Source organism: Mesorhizobium sp. M2A.F.Ca.ET.039.01.1.1, from assembly GCF_003998035.1.
In the GTDB taxonomy this organism is placed as follows: Bacteria; Pseudomonadota; Alphaproteobacteria; order Rhizobiales; family Rhizobiaceae; genus Mesorhizobium.
Window position 1 is genome coordinate 1 of record NZ_RZRY01000597.1, and the last position, 3,859, is coordinate 3,859.

General features: G+C 64.4%; 8 protein-coding genes. 4 read left to right on the forward strand and 4 right to left on the reverse strand.

Features of this window, described 5'->3' with window-relative positions; all coding sequences use genetic code 11:
* On the reverse strand, positions 1-384 hold a 384-nt coding region (locus EOA24_RS30070; RefSeq protein WP_127410383.1), incomplete at its 3' end, for a response regulator.
* A gap of 484 nt (positions 385-868) precedes the next feature.
* Between EOA24_RS30070 and EOA24_RS30075 the strand changes: the two genes are divergently transcribed.
* The 4 genes from EOA24_RS30075 (at position 869) to EOA24_RS30090 (ending at position 2,141) form a co-directional block, all read left to right on the forward strand.
* On the forward strand, positions 869-1,099 hold the full coding sequence (locus EOA24_RS30075; protein WP_126078173.1) for a DUF680 domain-containing protein: 231 nt from the start codon (positions 869-871) through the stop codon (positions 1,097-1,099).
* A gap of 55 nt (positions 1,100-1,154) precedes the next feature.
* Positions 1,155-1,361, forward strand: coding sequence for a DUF680 domain-containing protein (locus EOA24_RS30080; RefSeq protein ID WP_126078172.1), 207 nt, complete (start codon positions 1,155-1,157; stop codon positions 1,359-1,361).
* A gap of 237 nt (positions 1,362-1,598) precedes the next feature.
* Positions 1,599-1,844 (forward strand): DUF680 domain-containing protein, encoded by a 246-nt coding sequence (locus tag EOA24_RS30085; RefSeq protein WP_126078171.1) that lies wholly within the window; start codon positions 1,599-1,601, stop codon positions 1,842-1,844.
* Positions 1,845-1,898: 54 nt separating this feature from the next.
* Positions 1,899-2,141: a DUF680 domain-containing protein gene (locus EOA24_RS30090; protein ID WP_126078170.1), complete on the forward strand. Its 243-nt coding sequence runs from the start codon at positions 1,899-1,901 to the stop codon at positions 2,139-2,141.
* An 83-nt stretch (positions 2,142-2,224) separates the two neighbouring features.
* Here the strand turns inward: EOA24_RS30090 and EOA24_RS30095 are convergent, their stop codons facing one another.
* The 3 genes from EOA24_RS30095 to EOA24_RS30110 form a co-directional block, all read right to left on the reverse strand.
* Complete coding sequence (locus EOA24_RS30095; RefSeq protein WP_126078169.1) at positions 2,225-2,740, reverse strand: histidine phosphatase family protein; 516 nt, start codon at positions 2,738-2,740, stop codon at positions 2,225-2,227.
* Between the two features lie 193 nt (positions 2,741-2,933).
* Positions 2,934-3,641: a phosphoribosylglycinamide formyltransferase gene (purN, locus tag EOA24_RS30105; protein WP_126078168.1), complete on the reverse strand. Its 708-nt coding sequence runs from the start codon at positions 3,639-3,641 to the stop codon at positions 2,934-2,936.
* A partial coding sequence (locus tag EOA24_RS30110) for an AIR synthase-related protein (protein WP_245501885.1) occupies positions 3,638-3,859 on the reverse strand: 222 nt, incomplete at its 5' end. The genes purN and EOA24_RS30110, both read right to left, overlap by 4 nt.

Here is a 3,859-nt window from a genome sequence, read left to right on the forward strand (position 1 = left end):
GGAAATGACCGGCGCGGTGCGGTCGTTGGCGCGGCGCAGCTGCACGCGGATGCGCGCCTCCAGCTCCTCGATCTGGAAGGGTTTGGCCAGATAGTCATCGGCGCCTTCGTTGAGGCCCTTGACCCGGCCGTCGAGGCTGGCATTGGCTGTGAGCACGATCACCGGCACCGGGTTGCCGCGCGCCCGCAGCCTTTTCAGCACTTCCATTCCGCCCATGCGGGGCAAGGCAAGGTCGAGGATGATCAGAGCGTGATCGCCGGCGGCCAAGGCATGCTCGACATCCTCGCCGTCATGCACGACGTCGACGACATAGCTCGCCTGGCGCAGCGTCTTGCTCAGCCAATCGGCCAGTTCGCGATTGTCCTCGACAAGCAGCAGCCGCATCGTTCGTTCGCTGTTTCCTCCCAACGGCGCCGACCTTCGCCGAGGGTGGCGGGCGGCGTCCGAATTGGTTCCCTGAGGCAACCGATAGTATCGATCCGCCCGCAAGGCAAACGCGGTTTCCCGGCGGCCGCCATCCCGGTCATGATGCCTGCGGGGCCGCTTGCCCGGTCGTGCAAGTGATAAAACCGAACCGTTCGGTTCAATTAATGTTGACGGTTCGTGTAGCCATGGTGAACGCTGGCAGGTCCCGTCAGATTGGCATCTCGACGGGTGATCGCCGTAACCTATTGATACAAAACGATAAGAGTCTGGCCGCTTAGCCTTCCATGCAATTTCAAGATCGAACCGAACGGTTCGGTTCACAACTTTACGTGATTGGAAATGGCAACGGGGCCGACCCATTTCGGGGTGGTCCGAGCGACGCGAATTTCCATCACGGCACGCCACTAGACGGACACGACTTTTGAGATCTGGAGTACCTGAAATGAACAAGATTGCTTTTGCCGCTGCTGCCCTCCTCATCGCCACGAGCGGCGCTTTTGCCGGCAGCGACCATTACGGTTCCGACAACGTCAATCAGCCGGCCGTGACCGCTCCTGCGGGCAAGGTCGACAACACCATCACGGGTTCGATCCGCAAGTTCGAGCAGCGCGACCTCCACATCACGCCTGATCAGAACCAGCCGGAATCCGGCCAGGGCATCTGGGGCCGCTAAGCGGCTCCCGTCCCCATCAATCCCAACCTCAATTCTTAAATCTGGAGTAACTCAAATGACCAAGATCGCTCTTACCGCTGCCGCCCTTCTCGTTGCCACCGGCGCCGCTTTCGCCGGCTCGGACAACTATGGTTCGGCCAACGCCAACCAGCCGGCCGCTTCGGTCGACACCTCGTTCACCGCTTCGGTCAAGAAGTCGGACGCGGATGCCCAGAAGCCGATCGTCACGGGCGCCAACCACGACCTGTTCGGCAGCCATTAAACGGATCTGTCCTCGACAGACCTCAAAGCGGCGGGCTTGTCCCGCCGCTCTGTTTTTGTGGAGCCGGCTATCCGTTGGCCCGGGCTTTTCCGTGCGTCGACCAGGCAATTTGCGCGATCCCCGTCGCGGAAGCCGAAATCTTGATCGGGAATAAATCCGGACTGTTCCGGGTCTTGTCGGCAGCGGGCCATCCTCCCAAGGCGCCGCCGATGAAACGACAGGACAAGGAACATTGAGATGAACAGGACCGCATTCGTCGCGGCTGCCATGCTCGCCGCTGCCATGGGCAGCGCCTCTGCCGGCAGCGACCATTACGGCGCCGACGGCGCCAAGCAGCCGGCCGCCAGCGCCGATCACATGATGACCAGCTCGATCCGTGAGCGCGGCACGGCGGATCACCAGGCTCCGGTGACGGCCGCAACCAGCCGGACCGTCGTCGACATCATTGCCCGGCACAACGACGACGGCCTGTGGGGCCGCTGACGCCGCTTCGATCCCCCAAAGACCTCCACATTTTTAACGAAAGGAACTTTTGCAATGACCAGGATCGTCCTTACCACCGCAGCCATACTTCTCGCCATGGGTTCTGCCTTCGCCGGCAGCGATCATTACGGCGCGGACAACGTCAACCAGCCGACCGCCGGCGTCGATCGCGGGCTCACCGCCTCGGTACGCAAGCACGAGCCCGCCAAGCCTACCAATGTCGACACCTCGATGACCACCGGATCGGCGCCGTCGCAGGCCTGGCATGATCCGGGCCAGGGCATCTGGGGCAATTGAGGTTTAACGTCTCAGGCTTTGCCAAAGGCGGCGGGCTTGCTCCGCCGCCTTTGTTTGCGGCGGGAGATTGGCAGCTTCGGGGTCTACTCCAAATCCCTCGGCCTGACGAGATGCGTCAGCCGAGCGCCGCCGAAATCCAGATTCGCCCAGTTGCCCTTTACTGTAAACCGCGCGAGCGCCGCCGTCGGAAACTTCGCTTCGATCTTCTTGAAAACGCTCTCATCCGACCCGGCGCCGGCCAGCCGCAACACAAACTGCTGGAGGCCGGGGTTGTGGCCGATCACGAGCAGGTTGGTCGCCTTGACCTGCCGCACGTGCGCCAGGATAGCGCCGGCCTCCGCCTCGTAGAGCTCTTCCGCGAAATCCGCGGACACATGCTTCGGCAGCTCCTGGGCGACCAACCGCCAAGTATCGCGGGCGCGCAGCGCCGGCGAGACCAGAGCCAGATCCGGCAGCCAGCCACGCCGCGAAAGCTCGCGCCCGATCAGCGGCGCGGTCTTTTGCCCGCGCGGGGCGAGCGGCCGGTCGAAATCGGCAAGCTTGGGGTCATCCCAGCTCGACTTGGCGTGGCGTAAGATAAGCAATTGTCTCGCGGGCATTGTTCAGGACCACGATTGCTTGTCCAGTCGGGCGCGGGCCTTCTGCTTGATCTCGTCGATGTAGAAGGGGGCAAACGGGCCGCTGCCTAATCTGTCGATCCAAGCCTTACGCAGCCGGTCCGTTTCGGTTTGACCCAGGGGTTGGCTCCGCAGTTCAGGGGTAAGCGCCATGCTGCAATTCCCGGCCAGGGCCCTACGGCGTGATCCGCGCCAGATGCTCGAGGTCGGTCTCCTCGCGCAGCGGGTCCGGCGCCATCACGACCGAGCTTGCGTTCTCTGCATCGTCGGCGAAATGGGCAAGCACGGTGTGGCCCTTTTCCATGCTCGCCTTGCCCTCGGCGACGAGGCCTAGCGCCAGCGGATAGAGCCGATGCTCGGCCTTCAGCACGCGCGCGGCAAGCGTGTCCTCATTGTCGCCGACCATCACCGGCACGGCGGCCTGCGCGATGATCGGGCCGTCATCCATCTCCGGCGTGACGAAATGCACCGAGCAGCCATGGATGCGCACGCCCGCGCGGATCGCCCGCGCGTGCGTGTCCAGCCCCTTGAAGGCGGGCAGCAAAGCAGGGTGGACGTTGACCATGCGCCCCTGCCATTTCTCGACGAGGCCGCGGCCGAGGATGCGCATATAGCCGGCAAGCGCCACGATCTCGGCGCCGAAGCCGGTGAGCGCGGCGTCGAGCGCGGCGTCATAGGCATCCTTGCTCGCATGGTCGGCGCGCTGGATCACCTTGGTGGCGATGCCGCGCGACTGGGCGATGCCGAGGCCGGCGGCGTTCGCGCGGTCGGAGATCACGCCGACGATCTCGGCCGGATAGCTTGGATCGGCGGCGGCCGCGATCAGCGCCGTCATGTTGGAGCCGCGCCCTGAGATCAGGACGACCGTGCGTTTCCTGCTCATAGGCCGATCGAGCCCCTGTAGATGACGCCGGCGTCGCGGCGCGGCACGATCCGGCCGATCGGCGTCACCGTCTCGCCGGCTTCCTGCAGCACCGCCGCCACCTGCGCCGCCTGGCCGGAGGCGACGGCGAGGGTCATGCCGATGCCGCAATTGAAGGTGCGCATCATTTCTTCCGGCGCGACGCCGCCGGTCTTTGCCAGCCACGAGAACACCGGCGG